The following is a 24,045-nucleotide window of genomic DNA, read 5'->3' as shown; positions in this document are numbered from 1 at the left end:
GCAATCGATGAAAACTACTTCTGCTGTTGACATACAAAATTATTTACCACACCGAGCTCCAATGCTTATGGTGGATTTGATTTTGGATATCGATGCCAACTTTGTAGAAACCATATTTTTGATAAAAGAAGACAATATTTTTGTTCAGAATACTGTTTTTATCGAAGCAGGATTAATCGAAAATACAGCACAGACTTGTTCTGCAATTGTTGGAAAAAAATATTTCTTCGACGACAACGGACTGGAAAATGAAAACGTAAATGTAATTGGATTCATTAGCGCTTTGAAAAACGTAAAAATTCATGCACTGCCAAAAGTTGGTGACACCATTATAACTAAAGCCGATTTGGTTTCAAAATTTGTTGGCGACGACTATACTTTATGCACAATGAGCTGTAAAAGTTTATTGGAAGACCAGATACTCTTAGAATGCGAAATTAATTTGTTTATTCAAAAGACGGTTTCAGTTGGATAATTTTAAAAAAGTAATTTTACATTTAGGAATTCGAATTGGGATTTTATTGTCATTGTTTGGATTATTAGTTTTGTACTGGAACTTCATTTACAATCCGCATACACTTTGTGATCAGTACCAACATAGACACACAGATTCAGCTATGGGAATATTCTTTTTAGGATTTTTCATTGTTGTAGCTTTCTATTTTGGGCTATTAATTGAAATACCTTTTTTAAAAAGAAAAGGTGAAAAAAATCTAGCCAATCTAAATCTTGGCTTTATATTAATTAGCGTGCTTGCAGTATTAAGCTATATAGCCTTACTAAATTTAAATCGTTAATAATGGAAAAAGAAAATGTACCTCAGGATCAAAGCAACTTAACGAAAAACAACGTAAAAGAGCTTTTATACGCAACTGATGAAAACGGCAATTATACCACAACATTAAGTACAGGCTGGGAACCTAAAACAATTGCCCTTTCAAATTCTATTGACGAAATAAACGAACGAATTGCCGATGCCAAACAACAGGTTTTAAATGGCGAAGCAAGTCCGATTGTGTATTTTATGGAGGCCAATAAAATGGATCTAAACATCTTATCCAGCTACGTAGGCTTTTGGAAATGGCGTGTAAAAAGACATTTTAAACCTAGTGTTTTTGCCAAACTAAACGATAAAATCCTGAAAAAATATGCTGATACTTTTGGAGTATCAATCGAAGAATTAAAAAATAGCATTACCAAATAAATGGAATTAACTTTCACACATCATCAGTCTGCTCATTGCGAGAATGGAGTAGCGTCGAATCTGCTAAAAAATAGCGGACTAAACATTAGCGAACCGATGGTTTTTGGTATTGGCTCTGGATTGTTTTTTGTATATCTGCCTTTTATAAAAGTGAATCATGCACCAGCAATCAGCTATAGAACTTTGCCTGGACAGATTTTCAATAAAGTTGCTACTCGTTTAAATTTAAAAATAAAAAGACAAAAATTTTCTTCTATTGCAAATGCCAATAAAGCTTTAGACGAGAATTTAAAAAACAATATTCCAACCGGATTACAAGTTGGGGTTTACAATTTAAGTTATTTTCCTGACGAATATCGTTTTCATTTCAACGCACACAATTTGGTCGTTTATGGAAAAACCGAAACCGAATATTTAGTGAGCGACCCAGTAATGGAAACCGTTACGACTTTAACTTACGAAGACATGAATAAAGTACGTTTTGCCAAAGGAGCTTTTGCACCTCGCGGACAAATGTATTATCCAATTCAGATTCCAAAAGATGTCGATTTAAAAAGCGCCATCATTAAAGGAATCAAAAATACGTGTCGAGATATGCTCGCGCCAATGCCAATTGTTGGTGTTCGCGGCATCAAAATGGTTTCTCGCCAGATTCGTAAATGGCCTGCAAAACATGGTGTTAGAAAAGCCAATCATTACTTGGCGCAAATGGTTCGCATGCAAGAAGAAATTGGAACTGGCGGCGGAGGTTTCCGTTTTATTTATGCTGCATTTTTACAGGAAGCTTCGGTTATTTTGGGTAATGAAGAATTAAAAGATCTTTCTAAAGAAATGACCAAAATTGGAGATTCATGGCGTGATTTTGCTGTTGAAGCTTCGCGTATTTACAAAAACAGAAGTGCCAAAGAAGACGCCTACAACACTATTGCCGATGAACTTTTGGACATTGCCAATAGAGAAGAAATCTTTTTCAAAAAACTAAAAAAAGCGATCAGCTAAAAAACTATTTTGCAGTCTATCATTCAAATAGAATCCCTTTCAAAAAAGTACAAAAATGCAGAAATGTATTCTTTGAACAATGTTTCGCTAAATATTAATGAAGGTCAGATTTTTGGCTTGCTTGGTCCAAACGGTGCAGGAAAAACCACTTTGATTTCCATGCTTTGCGGATTGGTAAAACCAACTTCAGGACATTTTACAATTGATGGTTTAGACTATCAGCATCATGCTTCAAAAATTAAAAAAATTATAGGCGTTGTTCCTCAAGAATATGCTTTGTATCCAACTTTGACGGCCAGAGAAAATCTGCTTTATTTTGGAAGTATGTATGGTTTAAAAGGTTCTGATTTAAAAGATAAAGTAATCGAAACGCTAGATCTTTTAGGTTTATTGAAATTTGCCGATAAACAAGTTCAGACTTTTTCTGGCGGAATGAAACGCCGTGTCAACCTGATTGCAGGAATCCTTCATAATCCGAAAGTTTTGTTTTTGGATGAACCAACAGTTGGTGTCGATGTGCATTCTAAAACTGCTATTATCGATTATTTGAAAGTGTTGAACCAAAACGGAACGACCATTATTTATACTTCGCATCATTTGGCCGAAGCCGAAGATTTTTGTTCTCAAATTGCGATTTTAGATCAAGGACAGATTTACGCACAAGCAACTCCGTCGGCATTAATTGAGTCTACAAAAGATGCTCGAAATCTCGAAGATGTTTTTATTTCATTAACTGGTAAAGCGTTGAGAGATGATATATAAAATTTGGATGTCGGTAGTAAAAGAATTCCTTTTGCTAAAAAGAGATTTAGGCGGATTGATTATTTTATTTATCATGCCTTTGGTTTTGGTAATTGCCGTAACCTTAATTCAAGACAGTACTTTTAAAGCCGTAACCGATTCTAAACTTCAGATTCTTTTGGTCGATAAAGACCACGGATCTGTTTCTAAAACGGTTTTTGAAAATTTAGAAAAAAGCAAATATTTTACCGTTGTAACCCAAATTGACAATAAACCAATTACCGAAGAAATTGCCAAAGAAAATGTCTACAAAGGAAAATTTCAACTAGCGATTGTAATTCCAAAAAACCTAAGTTCAGATTTGCAGGAAAAAGTAAATCAGAATGTAGAGAAAATCGTGAGCAATTTAGGTTTGACCGATAGTACAACGGCTGCCGAACCTCAGCTCGTTATTAAAGAAAAAGAAGTAAAACTATATTTTGATCCAGCGGTGCAGATGAGTTTCAAAAATGCCGTGATGAGTTCGATCGACAAAATGATTTCGCAGATTGAAACCAAATCAATTTACAGCACTTTTCAAAAACAATTAGGAGAAGAAACCATCGATTTTGAACAAAAGAACTTTATTACTTTCAAAGAAATAATTCCAAGAATCAACAACAAAGAAGTTCGTCCCAATTCGGTTCAACATAACGTGCCGGCTTGGACACTTTTTGCGATATTTTTTATTGTCATTCCGTTATCTATCAATATTGTAAAAGAAAAATCGCAAGGAACTTTTGTCCGATTAAGAACTAATCCTGTTTCTAATCTGGTTGTTATTATTGGAAAAACCATCACCTACTCTATCATTTGTATGATTCAGTTTTATATGATGGTTGCTGTTGCGGTATTCTTATTTCCATCCATCGGATTGCCTTCTTTAAATATCGAAGGTCATTTCTTGCTGACAAGTGTAGTGGCATTATTTTCAGGTTTTGCAGCAATCGGCTTCGGAATTTTATTAGGAACTGTGGCGAGCACGCAAGAACAATCTGCTCCATTTGGTGCTACAAGTGTAATTATTTTAGCAGCAATTGGCGGTGTTTGGGTTCCTGTTTTTGCAATGCCAAAAATCATGCAATATATCGCAAAATCATCTCCAATGAACTGGGGATTAGAAGCTTTTTACGATGTATTGCTTCGAAACGTTTCTTTCGTCGAAATCATACCAAGAATAAGTTTGTTATTTTTGTTTTTCATTATTACCACTTCCATCGCATTATTTTATGATAAAAAGAAAAGAGCAGTTTAGAGAAGCTACAGATCTAACCGTTACACATGAAATCAGGATTCGTTTTAACGAAACAGACCCGCTTGGAATTGTTTGGCACGGCAATTACATTACGTATTTCGAAGATGGACGAGAAGCGTTTGGGCGTCAGCATGGGCTTACGTATCTGGATATTGCCAAAACTGGGTATACAACGCCAATTGTAAAATCGACTTGCGAACATAAACTATCTTTGCGTTACGGAGATGTGGTAACAATTGAAACCACTATTGTTGACACTCCCGCAGCCAAAATGATTTACCGTTTTAAAATTATTGACGACAAAGGAGAAGTGGCGTGCACAGGCGAAACGACTCAGGTTTTTTTAGATAAAGACGGAAATTTAATGCTGACTAATCCTCCTTTTTATGAGGAATGGAAACGAAAAGTTGGGTTGTTGAAGTAGCCACGAATTTCACAAATTTTCACGAATTAAAAATTGTAAAATCGGAATCTGCTTAATCTGCCAAATCTGCGAGCAAAAATTTCACGAAATTAAAATCATAAAATGTCAAGAGAAATATACATCACCGAAACAAATTGCATCACACCTTTAGGTTTTGATGTTGAATCTAATATCAGCGCCATTCTTCGTGGCGATTCTGGAATTCAGCTTCATAATGATGTTTCTTTGATGCCGAATCCGTTTTATGCTTCGATTATTTCTGATGAAAAAATAAACAGTGCATTTTCAAAAATCAGTGCTGAAACCAAATATTCTCGTTTAGAAAAAATGATGATTTTGGCTTTAGAGCCGATTATCAAAAATTCAAAAGTTGAATTAAATTCAAAAACGGCTTTTATACTTTCTACCACAAAAGGAAATGTTACCGCTTTGGCAAATGATTCTGAGGAAAGTTTCAACAACGCACATTTAGATGTTTTAGCAAAAAACGTTGCTGATTTCTTTAAGTTTCAAACACAGCCAATTGTAGTTTCGAATGCTTGTGTTTCTGGAATTTTAACCGTTTCTATTGCCAAAAGAATGATTCAATCTGAACTTTATGACAACATTTTTGTAGTCGCTGGCGACGAAGTTTCAGAATTTGTTTTGTCTGGTTTTAATGCTTTCCAAGCGATGAGCGAACTGCCTTGCAAACCATATTCTAAAAATAGAACCGGTGTAAGTTTAGGCGAAGCAACAGCAGCAGTTTTAGTTTCGGCGGAAGCTAAAAACGCTAAAATAAAAGTAATTGGCGACAGTTCGATAAACGATGCCAATCATATTTCGGGTCCTTCAAGAATAGGTGAAGGTTTGTTTAGAAGTATTCAAAATGCTTTAAGAGAAGCGCAAATTGAGGCAAACAAATTAGATTATATCTCAGCACACGGAACCGCAACACCATATAATGACGAAATGGAAGCGATTGCTCTAACTCGTTTAGATTTACAAAATGTTCCAGTAAATAGTTTAAAGGGATTTTACGGTCATACTTTAGGCGCTTCGGGATTATTGGAAACGGTAATTGCCATAGAATCTGCCAACCAAAATAAACTTTTTGAATCGAAAGGTTTTGATGAAATTGGGGTTAGTGAAGCTATCAATGTTATTGAGAAAAACGAAGAAAAGAAAATTGATTATTTTCTGAAAACAGCTTCTGGATTTGGAGGTTGTAATACGGCGGTGGTTTTTGAGAAAGTAAAACACAAATTGCACTAATTTTCACGAATTAATTAGTGTCATTTAAACCCAATCAAAATCTGTGTTAATTCGTGAAATTAGTGTTTAAATTAAAACAATGACTCAAAACAAAACCTACATACAATCCTACATCACCATCCAAAACAACGAAATTGTTTTGAACGGAACTTCTGCATTCAAAATTGAACCAACCGATTTTGCTGATTTCTCGAAACAAGCCTATCGTAATTTTGAAATGCAATATCCAAAGTTTTTCAAAATGGATGCTTTAAGTAAGCTGGCTTTTTTAGGATCAGAATTGCTTTTGAGTCCGATAACCTCAACAGAGCAGGAAAATAATATCGCTTTGGTTTTGGCCAATAAATCGTCAAGTTTGGATACCGATGTAAAATATCAGCAATCTATTTCAGATAAAGAAAACTATTATCCGAGTCCAGCGGTCTTTGTTTATACGCTGCCAAATATTTGTTTGGGCGAAATAAGTATCCGTCATCAGCTGAAAAGTGAAAATTCTTTCTTTATATTTGACACCTTTAACACCGAATTTATGTCCAATTATTCGAATATTCTTCTGAATACGAATAAAGCAGATGTAGTTTTGTGCGGTTGGGTAGAATATTTTAACGACAATTATAAAGCTTTTTTATGTACAATTAGTACAGAAGAAAATGCAAAATATACAAACGAGACTATCAATACATTATACAATAAATAATCATGGAAGCATTAAAAGAAGAATTAAAAAATAAAATCATAACAACTTTAAACCTTGAAGATATTGCAGTAGAAGATATTGCTGATAATGATCCTTTGTTTGGAGACGGTTTAGGTTTAGACTCGATTGATGCACTTGAATTGATCGTGATTTTAGATAAAGATTACGGAATTAAATTAGTAGATCCGAAAGAAGGAAAATCTATTTTCCAGTCAATCGAAACTATGGCGGCGTATATCAGCGCAAACAGAACTAAATAGATTTCAGATTTTAGACTTTAGATTTTAGATTCCATCCTGAATCTAAAATTTTAAATGTTTAAAAATCCGTCAACTTTGTCAAAGTTTGAAACTTTGACAAAGTTCTAAGAATCTAAAATCATAAATCTAAAATCTAAAATGGCAAGAGGTGTTGCAATAACGGGAATGGGAATTATCTCTGCGATTGGTAATTCGGTTGAGGAAAACTACATTTCCTTGATTGAAAACAAAATCGGTGTTTCTCGTATTCAAAATATTTCGACTGTTCATGCAGATGTTATCAAAGTTGGCGAAATCAAAAAAACCAACGAAGATCTTGTTGATGAACTGAAATTAAATGAGGATAATAATTTCTCCAGAACCGCTATGATTGGCACTTTGGCAGCAAAACAAGCTGTTGAAAATGCTGGCATTACCGATATAAATGAATTTAGAACGGGACTTATTTCGGCTACAAGCGTGGGCGGAATGGACATGACGGAAAGACATTATTACGATTATTTCGAAAAACCAGAATTGACCAAATACATCACTTGCCACGATGGCGGCGATGTTGCCGAAAAAATTGCTGAAGAATTAGGTTTAAAAGGAATGGTTACAACTATTTCTACGGCTTGTTCATCTGCAGCAAATTCAATTATGCTGGGTGCGAGATTAATCAAAACGGGAAAATTGGATCGCGTAATTGTGGGCGGAGCCGATGCTTTGGCAAAATTCACCATCAACGGATTTAAGACTTTGATGATTTTGTCTGACGATTACAACAAACCTTTTGACAACACCAGAAAAGGATTGAATCTTGGAGAAGCTGCCGCTTTTTTAGTTTTAGAATCGGATGAAATTGTGGCCAAACAAAATAAAAAAGTGCTCGCAAGAGTTTCAGGTTACGGAAATGCTAATGACGCTTATCACCAAACTGCTTCTTCAGAAAATGGAGACGGCGCTTATTTGGCCATGAAAAAAGCGTTTGAAGTTTCAGGTTTAAAACCTTCTGAAATTGATTACATCAACGTTCACGGAACTGCAACTCCAAACAACGATTTGTCTGAGGGAAGAGCTTTGCTTCGAATTTATGAAAATGAAAAAGTTCCAGATTTCAGTTCTACAAAACCTTTTACGGGACATACATTAGCGGCTGCAGCTGCGATTGAGGCCGTTTATAGTATTTTGGCAATTCAGAATAATGTAGTTTATCCAAATTTGAATTTTGAAGTTCCGATGGAAGAATTTGATTTGAAACCGCAGACAACTTTAAAAAATAAAACTATCGAGCACGTTTTATCCAACTCTTTTGGTTTTGGAGGAAACTGTTCAACCCTTATATTTTCAAAAAGCTAATGACGAAGACATATATAAATGGAGTAGGCTGTATTTCGACTCAAAAAACATTTGATACTGTTTTTTTGGAAGAAGCTGTTGTAAATCATGAAGAAAATGTACTGGCAATTGTTCCGCCAGTATACAAAGAATATATTTCTCCTGCTGCCAGCCGTAGAATGGCAAAAGGTGTAAAAAACGGAATTGTAGCTTCGGCTTTGGCTATGAAAGACGCCAATATTGAAAAAGTCGATGCGATTATTACTGGAACTGGTTTAGGTTGCATCGAAGATTCTGAAAAATTCCTGAAAAGTATTTTAGATAATAACGAAGAGTTTTTGACTCCGACTTCTTTCATTCAATCTACTCACAATACCGTTGGTGCACAGATTGCACTTTTGCAGCAATGTAAAGGTTATAATTTTACGTATGTCAATGGTGCGGTTTCTTTTGAATCGGCTCTTATTGATGCTAAAATGCAGATTGAAGAAGCTGAGGCCAATTCAATTTTAGTAGGCGGTGTTGATGAAAATGGAGAATATACCACTTCGCTTTTTAAACTAAACGGTCGTATTAAAGCTGATAATACTGCTCCGTACGGCGTTTTAAATTCTACAACAAGCGGTGCTGTTTATGGCGAAGGTGCTAGTTTTTTTGTTTTAGAAAATGAAAGAAAAGAAAACACTTATGCAGAACTTCTAGATGTTTCTATTGTAAATACTCTGGAAGAAAATGAACTTGAAGCAGCAATTGTTTCGTTCTTAAAATCAAATAATTTAGAAATTTCGGCTATAGATGCCGTAGTTTTAGGTTTTGACGGAAATGTCGATTTTGAGAATTATTATAGAAATCTTGCTGAAAATACATTTGCTCAAACTCCGATTTTATATTACAAACATTTGAGCGGCGAATACGATACGGCTTCTGCTTTTGCTTTTTGGATGGCTTCTAAAATTTTGAAAACTCAGGAAATTCCTGAAATCGTAAAAGTAAATGCTGTCGAAAAATCAAGCTACAAAACGATTTTATTATACAACCAATTAAACGGAAAAAATCATAGTTTTACGTTACTGTCAAAATGATAACGCATAAAAACATATCATTGTTTTTTATTTTTTTATTGGTTCTGATAAATGTTCTAAACTTTTATTTGACAATAAATTTTCTGTGGTTTTTGGGAATAATTATAATCTGGATTGGAATAAATGCTTTTGGCTCTTCCAGAATTTCATCCAATTATCATGTAAAAGCTTTCTGCAATAATCCGTTAGAAACAGAAAAAAAAATCGCTTTAACTTTTGATGACGGTCCAAGTGAATTTACTTTGGAAGTTTTAGAGCTTCTGAAAAAATACAATGCCAAAGCGACTTTTTTCTGCATTGGAAAAAACATCGAAACACATCCTGAAGTTCTCCAAAAAGTGATTGATGAAGGGCACTTGGTTGGAAATCATTCCTACTCGCATTCTAAGTTTTTCGATTTTTATAATGCTGATAAAATAAGAGAGGAAATTCAGAAGACAGATAGGCTTCTGGAAAAATTCACTTCCAGAAAAATCAACTTTTTTCGTCCGCCTTACGGAGTTACAACGCCTTCTATCCGAAGAGCTTTAAAAGTAACCGGACATAAAACGATTGGCTGGAATATTCGTTCGCTTGATGGAGGAACCAAAAATCAAGACTTAATTTTCAATCGACTCATTAAACATATTTCTCCCGGAGGAATTGTACTTTTGCATGATACTAGAAAACATTCTGTTTTGGTACTGGAACAGTTTTTGCAATTTTTACAGCAGAATAATTATGAAGTGATTTCTGTTGAAGAATTACTGAAACTTAATGCTTATGAAATTGGACGCGGATAAAAACGGATTCTTATTAAATCAAAAATTCGTGGCAATTCGTGTAATTCGTGGCAAAAACATTAAGCACAATATTATAAAATATGAAAACTAAAATAGCGCTACTCATTCTATTTATTTCAGGCAATTTGTTCGCGCAGGAACAAAAAATGACCGATGCCGAAATTGCATCTTTTAAACAAGATGTAAATGTGGTAGCCAAAAAAATCAAAACCTTAAGTACCGATTTTGTTCAGTACAAACATTTAGATTTTTTATCGAAGGACATTGAAACTTCTGGAAAAATGGTTTTTAAGGAACCTGCTTTGCTTCAATGGCAATATAAAAAACCATACAATTATAGCATTACTTTTAAAAACGGAAAAATCCTGATTAACGACGAAGGAAAGAAAAGTGCGGTTGATATTGGAAACAGTAAAATCTTTGCCCGAATCAATAAATTGATTGTTGGTAGCGTAAGCGGAAATATGTTTGATGATAAAGAATTTACGATTTCTTATTTTAAATTGAAAGGTCAGAATCTGGCAAAATTTGTTCCGAAAGATGCTACGCTTAAAAAATACATCAAACAAATTGAATTGACTTTTGACAAAGAGGAAGCGACAGTTGTTCAGGTAAAATTATTAGAGTCATCTGAAGATTATACCCGAATTGTACTTAAAAATAAAGTGATCAATGCAAAAATCGACAATTCAGTTTTTACTAATTAATTGCTTTCTGGCTCTTATTCTAGTTTCTTGTGGCTCAGTCACAAAAAATTACACACCCAAAAAATTAGACAAAACGTCTTATACGGTTCCGTATTTTTCAGACTCAAAAACCGATTATGTTTATAAAACCAACATTAGTGTTTACGGAAACGAATTGTCTGGAATTTTCATCGCCAAGAAAATAAACGACACTACTCATCGAATAGTTTTTACAACCGAATTCGGAAACAAATTAATGGATTTTGAAATTTCAGATACCGATTTTAAAGTCAATTCTATTGTGTCTGAATTAGATCGAAAAATCTTGATTAATACTTTAAAAGAAGATTTTCGATTGCTTTTAAAGAAAGAATATTTGATTCAAGAGCAATTCGAAAATGAATCGGCAGACATATATAAATCAGCAGATGGCAAGCGTGACAATTATATTTTCATCTCCAAAAAAGATCAGAAATTAGAAAAGATCGTTCATGCTTCTCAAACAAAAGAAAAATTTACACTGTTTTTCAGTTCAGAAAACAATATTTTTGCCGAAAAGATTCAGATAATTCATCAGAATATTAAATTGAAAATTGAGCTGAATTATTTCAAATCAGAATAAAAACTTAAACTAATCCTAAACTTAAATCAAGCCCAAAATGAGAAAATTTGTTTTAATTGCATTTGTTTTATTAATCGGAATCCAAGCAGAAGCGCAAGTAAAAGTTAGTCCAGGACTAAGAGGTGGTTTGAATGTATCAACACTAACGAATATTGATGACAATAGTTCCAAGACAGATTTCTATGTTGGTGGATTGGTAAATATTAAATTCAATAAATTTTTCTCGGTTCAACCGGAGCTAAATTATTCAAGACAAGGCGATGAAGGAAGATATTTTGAAAACGGCCGCTATTATTCTGAAAAGTATGAGTTGAATTATATAACACTGGGTGCAGTTGCAAAATTTAACTTTGGAGGTGGAGGTTTTCATCTATTGGCAGGTCCTTCTCTAGATTTAAAAGTTAGTGATAATTATGTAAATAGTAACCCAGAAGATTTTGATCTTTCATTTGTTGGGGGTGTTGGTTATACTTTGCCAAATGGTTTAACTTTTGAAGCTCGACTTAAACAAGGATTAATTGATATTTATGGTTATAATGGATATGATTATGACAATAATGGATATTACTATAATGATGTAATCTTAAATCAAGTTTTCCAAATCGGAATTAGTTATACATTTAAAACAAAATAAAAATGAATAAAAGAATATTCTTCTTTATTGCTGTTTTTTTCTTGGTTTTAAGCATACAAGCACAAGTAGTCGTAAAGCCAGGTTTAAGAGCTGGATTTAGTTTTTCAACTATTTCTGAAATGCACGCCGATTATAAAACTGATTTTTATGCTGGTGGTTTTACAGAAATTAAAATAACCAAAGTTTACGCCCTTCAACCAGAGATTAATTACAGCAGACAAGGTTCTAATAATGTAGCTCGAAATTATTTTGATGAAAATACACAGACAAATAAAGTAGAACATTTAGATCTTGACATAAACTATTTATCTCTTTCTATGATAAATAAGTTTACGCTGCCCCAAGGAATTCAATTTCAAGCAGGACCAACATTAGATATTTTACTAAATGATAATCTTGCTGTGAGAAAAGCACAAAATGATCTTGGTTTGGTTTTAGGAGTTGCTTATGCCCTGCCTTCTGGTTTAACATTTGAAGCGCGATTTAAAAAAGGATTGCTTGATATTTTAAGCAGTGATTATTATCAAAATGACTCCAATAATTATTATTTATTTGGAGATTATAACACGAATATTAATTTTCAATTAGGGGTTTCCTATTCATTTGGAAAATAAAAAATATGATTTTACAAGATTTTTATAAAATACTATCAGAAGAAAAAGTATCTGATTCGAAATATATTATTACAATTTTAGTCAATGAAAAACATGAGATTTTTAAAGGGCATTTCCCTGGAAATCCTATTATGCCTGGTGTTTGCATGATTCAGATTATCAAAGAACTTACAGAATCGATTACCAAAAGTTCGCTGATGATTCAGTCTTTGGCAAATGTAAAATTCATGGCGCTGATTAATCCGGAGGTTACTCCTGAGTTAAGATTGGAACTGGATGTTACCACTACTGAAGACGGTTTGGTAAAAGTAAAAAACACGACTTACTTTAACGACACAACTGCTCTGAAATTGAGCACGGTGTACAAAAAAATATAATTATGAAACTGTTACTGACATTACTTTTATGGGTGAATTTTGCTGGAACGCCAGATTTGGCTTCAATCCGAAAAATGTATTCTGATGTAGCAAAATCAGAAAGCAATGCCAAAGAGTTTGTAGCCAAACTTGCAGGTGTTTCAAGCAATGATGATAAAATTTTGGTGGCTTATAAAGCGGCTTCTATTTTATTGGACTCTAAATTTGAAAAAAAATTAAGCCAGAAAATGGATCGTTTCAAAGAAGGTGCAAAATTGCTAGAAGCAACAATAAAAAGTGATCCAAGCAATATTGAAATGCGAATGATCCGATTGAGTGTTCAGGAAGATGTTCCTGGCATTACTGGCTACAAGAAAAACATTAAAGAAGATAAAAAATTCATAACGACGTATTATGCTTCGCAAAGCGCATCTTTGAAAGATTATCTTAAAGACTTTGTTTTACAATCTAAGAGTTTCTCCGAAAAAGAGAAACAATTTGTAAAGTAAGCTCAAAAAACTCCCCATGAAATCACAGCAAGAATTACTCAGTTCGACTAACTTTTGCGTTATTGTGCCCACTTACAATAACCAAAAAACACTGAAAAAAGTACTGGATTCTATTTTAGATTTCACCACAAATATCATTATTGTTAATGACGGTTCAACCGATTCTACGAGCGAAATTCTAAAATCATATTCGCAACTGACTCAAATTCATCATCCTAAAAATTTAGGAAAAGGACGAGCACTGAGAAATGGATTTAGAAAAGCATTGGAATTGGATTTTGAATATGCCATTACAATCGATTCTGACGGTCAGCATTTTGCTGTAGATATTCCTGTTTTTTTGGAAGCAATTCAAGAAGAACCAAATGTTCTCTTGATTGGAAGCCGAAATATGACTCAGGAAAATGTGCCGAAGAAAAGCAGTTTTGGAAACAAATTTTCTAATTTCTGGTTCAAGTTTGAAACTGGAATCAAGTTAGACGACACACAATCCGGATTTAGATTGTATCCTTTACGTTTACTTCCAAAACGTTTTTATACCAATAAATTTGAGTTTGAAATCGAAGTTATCGTGCGTGCGGCATGGAAAGGAATTGTGGTAAAAAATATTCCGATTCAGGTTTTATACGATCCTGCCGAAAGGGTTTCGCATTTTCGACCGTTTCAAGATTTTACCCGAATCAGTATTTTAAATACGGTTTTGGTGACCAATGCATTGCTGTATATAAAGCCGAGAGATTTTTTTAGAAGAGCTAAAAAAAAAGGTTTTAAAAAATTCTTTCTAGAAGATATTTTAGAAAGCAACGATTCTAATTTTAAAAAATCAGCCGCCATTGCTCTAGGTATTTTTATCGGACTTTCACCTTTTTGGGGATTTCAGACTATATTACTTTTTACTTTTGCTGCTTTGTTCAGACTCAACAAAGTCATTGCTTATCTTACTTCAAATGTAAGTTTTCCGCCTTTTATTCCGTTTATTATTTATGCTTCGCTACAAGTTGGAAGTATTTTTGTAACCACCGACACGCCTTTGGTTTTAGACAGTTCAATTACTCTCGATGATATTCAAAAAAATGCTACGCAATATATCGTAGGAAGTCTTATTTTAGCAACCGTTTCAGCGCTATCAGTTGGTCTTATAAGTTATTTGCTTTTAACGGCTTTTAGTTCTAAAAACAAACCGAATTAAAATGTTTATTCGCCACGAATTCACGAATTAGTTTAATAATAAATTCGTGAATTCGTGGCGAAAAAAAAATAAAATTACCATGCATCAATACTTCTACGCCATTCATTTATTTGTAAACCGAAGAAAATCTCTTTCGGTTTTTTTGGCTGTTTTGATGCTTCTAGTTTTTGGATTTTTCGCTTCAAGATTAAAATTTGAAGAAGACATTACCAAACTTATTCCAACAAACGACAAAACCGATGTTACTGCCAAAGTCTTAAAACAATTAAACTTTGCCGATAAAACCACCGTAATTTTTAGCTTGGATAAAAATGGTTCTGCCGAAGATTTGAAAGAAATGGCAACTATATTTTCAGACAGCGTTTCTAAATCCTGCAAACCGTATATAACAGGTATTCAAGGAAAAATTGACGAAGAAAATATTCAGGAAACGATTGATTTTGTTTACAATAATTTGCCTCTTTTTCTAGATGATAAAGATTATGTCGCTATAGAAAAGAAATTGCAGAAAGATAGTATCGCAGCAACCGTTCAAGGAAATTACAAATCGATTATTTCCCCGTCTGGATTTATTACCAAAGATTTTATTCTGCAAGATCCGTTTGGGATTTCTTTTATTGCTTTAAAAAAATTACAGCAATTAAATATTGGCGATGATTTTACGCTCGAAAATGGTTTTGTAATGACGAAGGATAAAAAGAAATTACTGCTTTTTATCACTTCGAATATTCCATCAAGCGAAACAGAAAAAAATACCATTTTTGCTGAAAAACTGAAATCGATTCAGGAAAATCTAAATACCCAATTTAAAGGAAAAACTTCTATTAGTTATTTTGGTTCTGCTTTAATTGCCGTTGCCAATGCCAATCAGATTAAAGGAGATATTATTTTAACGACATCCATTGCGATGTTTACTTTAATGCTCATTCTGATTTTATTTTATCGCAAAGTCTTAATTCCGCTTATTATTTTTCTGCCAACGGTTTTTGGAGGTCTGTTTGCGGTTGCGTTTTTATACTTTGTGAGAGAACAGATTTCGGCAATTTCTTTAGGAATTGGTTCTATTTTATTGGGAATTACGATTGATTATTCTATTCACATTCTCACACATTATAAGCATAATAGCGATGTCAAAACGTTGTACAAAGACATTACAATGCCAGTCATCATGAGCAGTTCTACAACTGCGGTTGCTTTTTTATGTCTGCTTTTTGTGAAATCGGATGCCTTAAACGATCTCGGAATTTTTGCTGCTGTTATAGTTATGGCAACTGGAGTTTTCTCGCTTTTAATTGTTCCTCATTTATATAAACCAACAGAAAATCCGGCAGAACATAAAAAGAATGTGATCGACAAAATGGCTCATTTTTCTTTTCACAACAATAAAATCTTAATCGGACTTTGCGTTATCATTACCATTATCTGTTGTTTTACTTATAATGATGTTGGTTTTAATAACGATTTATCACAGCTGAATTTTATTCCGAAAGAAATCAAAGCTGCCGAAAAACAGCTGGAAGAAAGCACGAGTTTAACTTCCAAAACTATTTATGTCGCTTCTTACGGAAAAACCATGGAAGAAGCTTTACAGCACAACAGCAAACTTTTTGATGATTTATCTAGAGAAAAAAAACAAGATAAAATTTTAAATTTCAGCTCCGTTGGCGGTATTGTTCTTTCGCAACAAGCTCAAATTGAAAAAATTAAAAAATGGAATTCGTTTTGGACTTCACAGAAAAAAGAATTCATAAAATCAGAATTAATTGCCGAAGGTTCTAAGCTTGGCTTTAAACCAACAACATACAATCTGTTTTTTGATCATTTAGATTTCAATTTCAAACCTGTTTCTGCAGCTGAATTTCTAAAAATTAAAGCACTTCAATTACAAGAATTCATAACTGAAAAAAATGGTTTTTATACGATTTCGACTTTAGTAAAAGTATCGCCAGAACAACGAGATATTTTTGTAAAATCGGCTTCGGCAAAAGAAAATATAATTGCGATTGATCGTCAGCAGATGAACGAAACGTTTTTCAGCACCTTAAAAACCGATTTTAATTCGCTTGTAAATTATTCATTTGTTGCTGTAATTTTAATTCTATTTTTCTTTTTCCGAAGAATCGAATTAGTAATCATAAGCTGTATTCCAATTGCATTAACGGGAATTGTGACTGCAGGAATTATGGGCATTTTTGGCATTCAGATGAACATTTTCAGTATGATTGTATGCACCTTAATTTTTGGTCACGGAGTCGATTTCAGTATTTTCATGACCAGTGCATTACAAAAAGAATATACCAATGGTGTTAACGAAATTGCCATTTGCAGAACCTCAATTATTCTGGCAGTTATCACGACAATCTTAGGAATCGGTGCAATGATTTTTGCCAAACATCCTGCGCTTACTTCCATTTCGCTGGTTTCATTAATTGGGGTTTTTGCAGCGCTGATTATTACTTTTATTTTCTATCCGATTTTATTCAAACTGTTTTTATCCAATCGTCCGAAAAAAGGAAATCCACCTTTTCAATTGCGAACATTTGTTCATGGCGTAATTTCGTTTGCTTATTACGGTTTAGGTGGTATCGTAATGTCGATTTTCAGTTTTACCATTATGCCGATTTTGCCTTTCAGCAAAAAATCAAAAATGAAAGCTTTCCGATATGTGATTTCAAAATTCATGAAATCGGTATTGTATTCAAATCCGTTTATTCGCAAAAAAGTCGTTAACAATTTCAATGAAACATTCGAGAAACCAGCCATAATTATCGCTAATCATTCTTCGTTTTTAGACATTTTAGCAATCGGAATGCTGAGTCCGAAAATCATTTTCTTAGTGAGCGACTGGGTTTACAACTCTCCTATTTTTGGTGGTGTTGTGAGAAAAGCAGGTTTTTACCCAGTTTCTGAAGGTCTTGAAGGTGGTGTTGAACATTTGCGAAAAAAAATAGAACAAGGCTATTCGCTAATGGTTTTCCCAGAAGGAACACGCTCAGAAAGTAATGTTATAAAAAGATTCCATAAAGGTGCTTTTTTCCTTGCCGAAGAATTTAAAATTGACATTATTCCGGTTGTTATTCACGGTGCTTCAGAACTAATTCCAAAAGGTGATTTTGTCATTCACCACGGAAAATTGACGGTTACGATTTTAGAAAGAATTGCTCCAGATGATCTATCGTTCGGAAATAATTATGCCGAAAGAACCAAGCAAATCAGTTCGTTTTTTAAATCAGAATATCGCAAAATTAGACAAGAACTTGAAGGTCCAGATTATTTCAAAACAATGTTAATCAACAGTTATGATTACAAAGAAATTGAAATTGGACAAAGCGTAAAAAAGGATTTGAAACAGAATCTCGAAACATATTACAGCTTAAATAAACACATTCAGACAAAAGCAAAAATACTCCATTTAGGAAGCGATTACGGGCAATTGGATGTTTTATTGGCTTTGCAGGAACCACAGCGAAAAATATTTTCTTTTATAAATGATGAAGAAAAATTATTAGTAGCAAAAACGAATTATATTGTTTCAAAGAGAAAAATAGTTTACCTCGATCAATTAGATTCAGCAACTGAAAATCATTACGATATTCTTTTAGTTTCTGACGAAAGCTATCACGATGAAATCGAAAAATTAATTCAAAACGTTTCTTTTATAATTTTAGTCAATTGTTCTCGTTTAAAAAGTGAGTTTGAGAATTTTGAAATTGTTTCTGAAGAAAATGCTTTACTAGTTTTAAAGAAAAAAGGATGAAAAAACAATACGATGTAGTTATAATTGGCAGCGGTTTAGGCGGATTGGTTTCTGCGGTAATTCTGGCGAAAGAAGGCTACAGCGTTTGTGTACTCGAAAAAAACAATCAATATGGCGGAAATCTTCAGACTTTCGTAAGAGATAAAACCATTTTTGATACAGGAATTCATTATATCGGAGGTTTAGACGAAGGCCAAAATCTTCATCAATATTTCAAATATATTGGAATAATGGATCATTTGAATCTAAAAAAATTAGACGAAAATGGTTTTGATATTATTTCTTTTGATGATGATAAAACCGAATATCCGCATGCGCAAGGTTTCGAAAATTTCATTCAGCAACTGACAAAATACTTTCCTGAAGAAAAAGAAAATCTCGAACAATATTGCCGGAAAATAAAAGCAGTCTGCAAAACATTTCCGCTTTATAATCTAGAATCGGAGGGAAAATATGACGATGAAATTTTAGCGCTTAACGCGAAAGAAACTATTGATTCGTTTATTGAAAATGAAAAACTGAAAGCGGTTTTAGCTGGTTCTAATTTTCTTTATGCCGGGATTCCAGATAAATCGCCTTTTTACGTTCATGCACTTGTCGTCAATTCGTATATCGAAAGTTCTTGGCGTTGTGTAAATGGCGGAAGTCAGATTACCAAACAATTGCTGAAACAGCTTAAAAAATATGGTGGAGAGTTTTTCAAACATAAAGAAGTCATCAAAATCGAAGTCGAAAACCAAAAGGTAAATTCGGTACAAATGAAAGACGGAACCGAAGTTTCTGGAACGTGTTTTATTTCTAATATTGAACCTAAAACGACTTTGAAGATGGCGGGTCAGGAAAATTTCAGAAAACCATTTTTCAATAGAATTCAGAATTTAGAAAACGTACTTTCTGCTTTCAGTCTGTATATCGTTTTTAAACCCAAAACTTTCAAATACATCAACCACAATTATTATCATTTTAAAAGTGCCGATGATGTTTGGACCGCCTATGATTATGACGAAAATTCATGGCCAAAAACTTTTATGGCTTCTATGAATCCTTCAAAAAAAGACGAAGAATGGGCAGACGGAATGACGTTTTTGACTTATATGAAATATGATGATGTTAAAGCTTGGGAAAACACTTTCAATACCACTTTTGAAGAAAATGATCGAGGGGAAAGTTATGAGAATTTCAAAGCCAAAAAAGCAACCCAATTTTTAGAAGAAATAGAGAAAAAGTTTCCTGGCATAAAAGATTGCATCAAATCAGTGCATACTTCTACTCCACTTTCTTATCGCGATTACATTGGCGGAGACGGAGGAAATATGTACGGATATGTTAAAGATTCTAATAATCCGATGAAAACTTTAATTCCGACCAAAACTAAGATAGAAAATCTTTATCTTACAGGCCAAAGTATTAACATGCACGGTGTCTTGGGAGTTACGATTGGAGCAGTCATAACCTGCTCTGAAATTGTAGGAAAAGAATATCTGCTCGAAAAAATTAAAAAAGCATCTTAATAATTGAATCATGAAAAGCCGAATTTTTTATTTCTTACTTATCGGTTTTTTAAGCTTGATGACTTCCTGCGGTACTTCAAAATCAAAACATCATAAACCAGATATTGCTGCTTTTAACGACACAAAACCTGTTGTTGAAAAAATATCAGACAGTATTTTTCTCTCTGGAAAAAATTCACTTTTAAAAAACAAACAAGGTCTTTGGGAATTATATGTAGAAGGCGATCCTCTTGAAATTGGACTTTCGACTGGTGCTTTAACCGATTCTCTTTTGCACAAACAGCAACGCATTTTTTTCTCAAAAATTACCGATTTAATTCCGTCAAAATTCCAGCAGAAAATGCTTCGCCAGTTTTTAAAATGGTATAATCGTAAACTGTATTTAAATGTTCCCGACGAATATCAAACAGAGATTTACGGCGTTTCGCAATATACTTCCAATGACTTTGATAATATCGCGCCACAATATCAGCGTGGTCTATATCTACATGCTGCGCACGATATTGGTCATGCGCTGCAGGATTTAGCATTGGTTGGCTGTTCTTCTTTTGCGGCTTGGAACGAAAAATCGGAAGATGGAAATTTAATTCTGGCTAGAAATTTTGATTTTTATGTGAATGACGCTTTCGCAGAAAATAAAATCGCCGCCTTTATCAAACCAAAAGAAGGATATCCGTTTATGATGGTAACTTGGCCAGGAATGATCGGTGCTGTTTCTGGAATGAATTACGAAGGATTGACCGTAACGATAAATGCATCAAAATCTAAAATTCCGTTGAGTGCCAAAACTCCAATTTCTATCTTAACTCGTGAAATTTTACAGCATGCCAAAAATCTGGAAGAAGCCATTGCTATTGCAAAAAAAAGAAAAGTTTTTGTTTCTGAATCGATTATGGTTGGAAGTGCCAATGATAACAAAGCCATTTTGATTGAAGTTTCTCCAGATAAAATGGACGTTTATGATGTTCCAAACAGCGATCAGCTAATTTGTTCCAATCATTTTCAAGGAGAAGCTTTCAAAGAAGACAAACGAAATCTAGAACAAATTGCCAATAGTCACTCTGAATATCGTTACGAAAGAATGCAGGAATTGCTGTCTGAAAATACCAAAGTAAATCCTAAAATTGCTTCAGAAATTCTTCGAAACAAAGACGGTTTAAAAAATATCTCTTTAGGATATGGAAATGAAAAAGCCTTGAACCAACTGTTGGCACATCACGGAATTATCTTTAAACCAAAAGAAAAATTAGTTTGGGTTTCGGCAAATCCGTTTCAATTGGGCGAATTTGTTTGTTACGATTTAAATTTGATTTTTGGTGAAAACCATAATGCGGCAAAATCTTTTCAGAACGAAAGTTTGAATATTGCCAAAGATCCTTTTCTGAAAACAGCTGCTTTTCAAAACTTTAAAAAATTCAAAATTGAGAATCATAAAATAGATTCTCTTTTGGAAAAAAAGGAAATGATTTCTCCAGAATTTCTTCAAAATTATCAATCGCTAAACCCCGATTATTGGGTTGTATATTATAAGACAGGGTTGTACTTTTACCAAAAAAAGGAATTTCTTCAAGCTAAACTTAATTTCGAAAAAGCTTTAAGCTATGAAATCACTACAGTTCCTGAAAAAGAAAAAATTGAAAAATATTTAAAAAAAGTCAAAAGAAAATTACAATGATTCCAGCAATAGAAAAAGATTCTTTAGAAGAGATTAAAATTTTTCAAGAAAAAAAATTGGCCGAACTTTTAGCTTATATCAGCGAGAATTCTCCCTTTTACAAAAGACTTTTTGCAGGACAGAATATTGATATTTCGAAAGTTAAAACACTTGAAGATTTACAGCATTTACCTGTTACAACCAAAGAAGATTTACAGCAATATAATGATGACTTTTTGTGTGTTCCGCAACACCAAATTATAGATTACGCTTCGACATCTGGCACTTTAGGAGATCCCGTTACTTTTGGTTTAACCGATTCTGACTTAGATCGATTAGCTTATAATGAAGCAATTTCCTTTGCCTGCGCTGGAATTGCAGAAGGAGATGTTGTACAGTTAATGACAACAATTGACAGAAAATTTATGGCTGGTTTAGCTTATTTTTTAGGTCTTAGAAAATTGAAAGTTGGTGTAATCCGTGTTGGTGCAGGAATTCCAGAAATGCAATGGGATTCTATTTTAAAATACAATCCGAGTTATTTGATTACGGTTCCTTCTTTCCTTTTAAAATTAATTGAATATGCCGAAATTCACGGAATCGATTATAATAATTCGAGCATAAAAGGTGCTATTTGTATTGGAGAATCTTTGAGAGAACAGGATTTTTCAATGAATATTCTATCAAAAAAAATTACGGATAAATGGAATATTAAGTTGTTTTCGACTTATGCTTCTACCGAAATGAGCACCGCTTTTACGGAATGTGCACACGGAAAAGGCGGACACCATCATCCAGAATTGATCATTGTAGAAGTTTTAGATGAAAATAATCAGCCAGTAAAAAATGGAGAAACTGGCGAACTTACTTTTACTACTTTAGGAATTGAAGCGATGCCTTTACTGCGTTTTAAAACTGGAGATATGGTTCAGTTTCACGACGAGCCTTGTGCTTGCGGAAGAAACACCTTGCGTGTTGGTCCAGTTGTTGGACGTAAAAAGCAAATGATTAAATACAAAGGTACAACGCTTTATCCGCCAGCGATGAACGATGTTTTGAGCAGTTTTGATAATATCGAAAATCACCTTATCGAAATCTCTACCAACGATTTAGGAACAGACGAAATCTTGATTAAAATTGCGGTAAAAAACCAAACTCCTGAATTTTTACAAGAAATAAAAGATCATTTTAGAGCCAAATTGAGAGTTACGCCAAAAATAGAATTTGCTTCAAAAGAAGTTTTAAATCCGTTGGTTTTTAATCCAATGAGCCGAAAACCAATTCGATTTTTTGATTATAGATCTTAGTATTAGGTACAAATTGGCAAGGGTTCAAAGAGACAAAGGTTTCTATAATTGCCTGATAAAAAGCCTTTGAACCTTTGCTCCTCTGAACCTTTGAACCTCAATTTGGTACAAATTGAACTAAATGTTGTAATTTTGCAAAAAATTACGAAGATGGTCAAGATTGGCAACATAGAATTACCCGAATTTCCTTTATTACTAGCACCGATGGAAGATGTTAGCGATCCGCCGTTTCGCAGATTATGCAAAACGCACGGAGCTGACATGATGTATTCTGAATTTATTTCGTCGGAAGGATTAATTCGTGACGCTATAAAAAGCCGCATGAAGCTGGATATTTTTGATTACGAACGCCCTGTTGGAATTCAGATTTTTGGTGGTGATGAAGAAGCAATGGAAATGTCATCTAAAATCGTTTCAACGGTAAAACCAGATTTAGTGGATATCAATTTTGGATGTCCAGTAAAAAAGGTAGTTTGCCGTGGTGCAGGTGCAGGAGTTCTAAAAGATGTTGATTTGATGGTTCGTTTAACGAAAGCGGTTATCAAAGGAACTGATTTGCCTGTTACGGTAAAAACACGTTTAGGCTGGGATGATAACTCAATTAATATTGATGAAGTTGCAGAAAGACTTCAGGATATTGGTGTTCAAGCTTTAACTATTCACGCGAGAACTCGTGCGCAAATGTACAAAGGTCATTCTGACTGGTCGCATATTGCACGTGTAAAAAACAATCCAAGAATTACGATGCCTATTTTCGGAAACGGAGATATTGACAGCCCAGAAAAAGCATTAAAATATAAAAACGAATACGGAATTGACGGGATCATGATTGGCCGTGCCGCGATTGGTTATCCGTGGATTTTTAATGAAATCAAACACTATTTCAAGACGGGTGAACACTTACCTGCTCCAACGGTTATTGATCGTGTTGAAGCCGCTAGAAATCATTTAATGTGGTCTATGGAATGGAAAGGCGAGCGTTTAGGAATTGTTGAAATGCGACGTCATTATACCAATTATTTTAAAGGAATTCATTCGTTTAAAGAATTCAAACAGAAATTGGTTACCACAGATGCTCCTGAAGATTTATTCGCTATTATGAAAGAAATCGAAGAGGTTTATGCTGGATATGAGTTTGTTTAAAATATAAAA

General features: G+C 33.8%; 25 protein-coding genes. All 25 read left to right on the top strand.

Annotated features, from left to right (window positions below):
• Positions 1–7: 7 nt before the first annotated feature.
• A complete protein-coding gene (locus tag AC5ZCW_RS05270) occupies positions 8–475 on the top strand; it encodes a hotdog family protein (RefSeq protein WP_496118326.1) in 468 nt (155 codons plus the stop codon).
• On the top strand, positions 468–797 hold the full coding sequence (locus AC5ZCW_RS05265; protein ID WP_496118324.1) for a hypothetical protein: 330 nt from the start codon (positions 468–470) through the stop codon (positions 795–797). The genes AC5ZCW_RS05270 and AC5ZCW_RS05265 overlap by 8 nt, the downstream gene beginning before the upstream one ends.
• Positions 798–799: 2 nt before the next feature.
• A complete protein-coding gene (DarG, locus tag AC5ZCW_RS05260) occupies positions 800–1,204 on the top strand; it encodes a flexirubin biosynthesis protein DarG (RefSeq protein WP_496118322.1) in 405 nt (134 codons plus the stop codon).
• A complete protein-coding gene (darH, locus tag AC5ZCW_RS05255) occupies positions 1,205–2,203 on the top strand; it encodes a BtrH-related acyltransferase DarH (protein ID WP_496118320.1) in 999 nt (332 codons plus the stop codon).
• A gap of 63 nt (positions 2,204–2,266) precedes the next feature.
• Entirely contained in the window at positions 2,267–2,965 is a 699-nt protein-coding gene (locus tag AC5ZCW_RS05250) for an ABC transporter ATP-binding protein (protein WP_008465897.1), read from the top strand.
• Positions 2,955–4,238 (top strand): ABC transporter permease, encoded by a 1,284-nt coding sequence (locus AC5ZCW_RS05245; RefSeq protein WP_343540627.1) that lies wholly within the window; start codon positions 2,955–2,957, stop codon positions 4,236–4,238. The genes AC5ZCW_RS05250 and AC5ZCW_RS05245 overlap by 11 nt, the downstream gene beginning before the upstream one ends.
• Positions 4,213–4,662, top strand: coding sequence for an acyl-CoA thioesterase (locus AC5ZCW_RS05240; protein WP_496118317.1), 450 nt, complete (start codon positions 4,213–4,215; stop codon positions 4,660–4,662). The genes AC5ZCW_RS05245 and AC5ZCW_RS05240 overlap by 26 nt, the downstream gene beginning before the upstream one ends.
• A 102-nt stretch (positions 4,663–4,764) precedes the next feature.
• Entirely contained in the window at positions 4,765–5,916 is a 1,152-nt protein-coding gene (locus tag AC5ZCW_RS05235; protein WP_496118316.1) for a beta-ketoacyl synthase N-terminal-like domain-containing protein, read from the top strand.
• A gap of 79 nt (positions 5,917–5,995) precedes the next feature.
• A complete protein-coding gene (locus tag AC5ZCW_RS05230; protein ID WP_496118315.1) occupies positions 5,996–6,613 on the top strand; it encodes a 3-oxoacyl-ACP synthase in 618 nt (205 codons plus the stop codon).
• A gap of 2 nt (positions 6,614–6,615) precedes the next feature.
• Entirely contained in the window at positions 6,616–6,873 is a 258-nt protein-coding gene (locus AC5ZCW_RS05225; RefSeq protein ID WP_111378796.1) for a phosphopantetheine-binding protein, read from the top strand.
• Positions 6,874–7,011: 138 nt separating this feature from the next.
• The gene (locus tag AC5ZCW_RS05220; RefSeq protein ID WP_496118314.1) at positions 7,012–8,211 is read left to right on the top strand and encodes a beta-ketoacyl-[acyl-carrier-protein] synthase family protein; all 1,200 of its coding nucleotides are present in this window, start codon (positions 7,012–7,014) and stop codon (positions 8,209–8,211) included.
• On the top strand, positions 8,211–9,272 hold the full coding sequence (locus AC5ZCW_RS05215) for a beta-ketoacyl synthase N-terminal-like domain-containing protein (protein ID WP_343540633.1): 1,062 nt from the start codon (positions 8,211–8,213) through the stop codon (positions 9,270–9,272). The genes AC5ZCW_RS05220 and AC5ZCW_RS05215 overlap by 1 nt, the downstream gene beginning before the upstream one ends.
• Positions 9,273–9,364: 92 nt before the next feature.
• On the top strand, positions 9,365–10,054 hold the full coding sequence (locus AC5ZCW_RS05210; RefSeq protein WP_496118313.1) for a polysaccharide deacetylase family protein: 690 nt from the start codon (positions 9,365–9,367) through the stop codon (positions 10,052–10,054).
• 80 nt (positions 10,055–10,134) lie between these two features.
• Positions 10,135–10,761, top strand: coding sequence for a flexirubin biosynthesis/transport protein LolA2 (gene lolA2, locus AC5ZCW_RS05205; protein WP_496118312.1), 627 nt, complete (start codon positions 10,135–10,137; stop codon positions 10,759–10,761).
• The gene (gene lolB2, locus AC5ZCW_RS05200; protein WP_496118311.1) at positions 10,727–11,362 is read left to right on the top strand and encodes a flexirubin biosynthesis protein LolB2; all 636 of its coding nucleotides are present in this window, start codon (positions 10,727–10,729) and stop codon (positions 11,360–11,362) included. The genes lolA2 and lolB2 overlap by 35 nt, the downstream gene beginning before the upstream one ends.
• A 37-nt stretch (positions 11,363–11,399) precedes the next feature.
• Positions 11,400–11,996 carry a porin family protein gene (locus tag AC5ZCW_RS05195; protein ID WP_496118309.1) on the top strand — a complete coding sequence of 199 codons (597 nt, stop codon included), beginning with the start codon at positions 11,400–11,402 and terminating at the stop codon, positions 11,994–11,996.
• Positions 11,997–11,998: 2 nt separating this feature from the next.
• Positions 11,999–12,610 (top strand): outer membrane beta-barrel protein, encoded by a 612-nt coding sequence (locus AC5ZCW_RS05190; RefSeq protein WP_496118307.1) that lies wholly within the window; start codon positions 11,999–12,001, stop codon positions 12,608–12,610.
• A 5-nt stretch (positions 12,611–12,615) separates the two neighbouring features.
• Positions 12,616–12,987, top strand: coding sequence for an ApeI family dehydratase (locus AC5ZCW_RS05185; protein WP_496118306.1), 372 nt, complete (start codon positions 12,616–12,618; stop codon positions 12,985–12,987).
• Between the two features lie 2 nt (positions 12,988–12,989).
• Positions 12,990–13,475, top strand: coding sequence for a hypothetical protein (locus AC5ZCW_RS05180; protein ID WP_496118305.1), 486 nt, complete (start codon positions 12,990–12,992; stop codon positions 13,473–13,475).
• 16 nt (positions 13,476–13,491) lie between these two features.
• Positions 13,492–14,664: a DUF2062 domain-containing protein gene (locus AC5ZCW_RS05175; RefSeq protein WP_496118303.1), complete on the top strand. Its 1,173-nt coding sequence runs from the start codon at positions 13,492–13,494 to the stop codon at positions 14,662–14,664.
• A gap of 79 nt (positions 14,665–14,743) precedes the next feature.
• Positions 14,744–18,421, top strand: a complete 3,678-nt coding sequence (locus tag AC5ZCW_RS05170) for a 1-acyl-sn-glycerol-3-phosphate acyltransferase (protein ID WP_496118302.1) — start codon at positions 14,744–14,746, stop codon at positions 18,419–18,421.
• The gene (locus tag AC5ZCW_RS05165) at positions 18,418–19,932 is read left to right on the top strand and encodes a phytoene desaturase family protein (protein WP_496118301.1); all 1,515 of its coding nucleotides are present in this window, start codon (positions 18,418–18,420) and stop codon (positions 19,930–19,932) included. Before AC5ZCW_RS05170 ends, AC5ZCW_RS05165 begins: the two co-directional genes overlap by 4 nt.
• A gap of 10 nt (positions 19,933–19,942) precedes the next feature.
• Entirely contained in the window at positions 19,943–21,607 is a 1,665-nt protein-coding gene (locus AC5ZCW_RS05160; RefSeq protein ID WP_496118299.1) for a C45 family autoproteolytic acyltransferase/hydrolase, read from the top strand.
• Entirely contained in the window at positions 21,604–22,893 is a 1,290-nt protein-coding gene (gene flxY, locus AC5ZCW_RS05155) for a flexirubin biosynthesis putative acyl-CoA ligase FlxY (protein WP_496118297.1), read from the top strand. Before AC5ZCW_RS05160 ends, flxY begins: the two co-directional genes overlap by 4 nt.
• Before the next feature lie 150 nt (positions 22,894–23,043).
• A complete protein-coding gene (dusB, locus tag AC5ZCW_RS05150) occupies positions 23,044–24,036 on the top strand; it encodes a tRNA dihydrouridine synthase DusB (protein ID WP_281634404.1) in 993 nt (330 codons plus the stop codon).
• The last annotated feature ends 9 nt before the right edge of the window (positions 24,037–24,045 follow it).

The organism is Flavobacterium sp. PLA-DH12 (assembly GCF_059511845.1).
The sequence above is the reverse complement of the archived record's forward strand: the minus strand, read 5'-3'. Positions and strand labels throughout refer to the sequence as shown.

Coding starts and splice junctions, on each gene's coding strand:
- AC5ZCW_RS05165 (WP_496118301.1), top strand. CDS start 18,418: ATGAAAAAACAATACGATGTAGTTATAATTGGCAGCGGTTTAGGCGGA.
- DarG (WP_496118322.1), top strand. CDS start 800: ATGGAAAAAGAAAATGTACCTCAGGATCAAAGCAACTTAACGAAAAAC.
- flxY (WP_496118297.1), top strand. CDS start 21,604: ATGATTCCAGCAATAGAAAAAGATTCTTTAGAAGAGATTAAAATTTTT.
- AC5ZCW_RS05170 (WP_496118302.1), top strand. CDS start 14,744: ATGCATCAATACTTCTACGCCATTCATTTATTTGTAAACCGAAGAAAA.
- AC5ZCW_RS05250 (WP_008465897.1), top strand. CDS start 2,267: ATGTATTCTTTGAACAATGTTTCGCTAAATATTAATGAAGGTCAGATT.
- AC5ZCW_RS05215 (WP_343540633.1), top strand. CDS start 8,211: ATGACGAAGACATATATAAATGGAGTAGGCTGTATTTCGACTCAAAAA.
- dusB (WP_281634404.1), top strand. CDS start 23,044: ATGGTCAAGATTGGCAACATAGAATTACCCGAATTTCCTTTATTACTA.
- AC5ZCW_RS05240 (WP_496118317.1), top strand. CDS start 4,213: ATGATAAAAAGAAAAGAGCAGTTTAGAGAAGCTACAGATCTAACCGTT.
- AC5ZCW_RS05235 (WP_496118316.1), top strand. CDS start 4,765: ATGTCAAGAGAAATATACATCACCGAAACAAATTGCATCACACCTTTA.
- AC5ZCW_RS05195 (WP_496118309.1), top strand. CDS start 11,400: ATGAGAAAATTTGTTTTAATTGCATTTGTTTTATTAATCGGAATCCAA.
- darH (WP_496118320.1), top strand. CDS start 1,205: ATGGAATTAACTTTCACACATCATCAGTCTGCTCATTGCGAGAATGGA.
- AC5ZCW_RS05245 (WP_343540627.1), top strand. CDS start 2,955: ATGATATATAAAATTTGGATGTCGGTAGTAAAAGAATTCCTTTTGCTA.
- AC5ZCW_RS05185 (WP_496118306.1), top strand. CDS start 12,616: ATGATTTTACAAGATTTTTATAAAATACTATCAGAAGAAAAAGTATCT.
- AC5ZCW_RS05190 (WP_496118307.1), top strand. CDS start 11,999: ATGAATAAAAGAATATTCTTCTTTATTGCTGTTTTTTTCTTGGTTTTA.
- AC5ZCW_RS05160 (WP_496118299.1), top strand. CDS start 19,943: ATGAAAAGCCGAATTTTTTATTTCTTACTTATCGGTTTTTTAAGCTTG.
- lolB2 (WP_496118311.1), top strand. CDS start 10,727: ATGCAAAAATCGACAATTCAGTTTTTACTAATTAATTGCTTTCTGGCT.
- AC5ZCW_RS05175 (WP_496118303.1), top strand. CDS start 13,492: ATGAAATCACAGCAAGAATTACTCAGTTCGACTAACTTTTGCGTTATT.
- AC5ZCW_RS05180 (WP_496118305.1), top strand. CDS start 12,990: ATGAAACTGTTACTGACATTACTTTTATGGGTGAATTTTGCTGGAACG.
- lolA2 (WP_496118312.1), top strand. CDS start 10,135: ATGAAAACTAAAATAGCGCTACTCATTCTATTTATTTCAGGCAATTTG.
- AC5ZCW_RS05220 (WP_496118314.1), top strand. CDS start 7,012: ATGGCAAGAGGTGTTGCAATAACGGGAATGGGAATTATCTCTGCGATT.
- AC5ZCW_RS05230 (WP_496118315.1), top strand. CDS start 5,996: ATGACTCAAAACAAAACCTACATACAATCCTACATCACCATCCAAAAC.
- AC5ZCW_RS05225 (WP_111378796.1), top strand. CDS start 6,616: ATGGAAGCATTAAAAGAAGAATTAAAAAATAAAATCATAACAACTTTA.
- AC5ZCW_RS05270 (WP_496118326.1), top strand. CDS start 8: ATGAAAACTACTTCTGCTGTTGACATACAAAATTATTTACCACACCGA.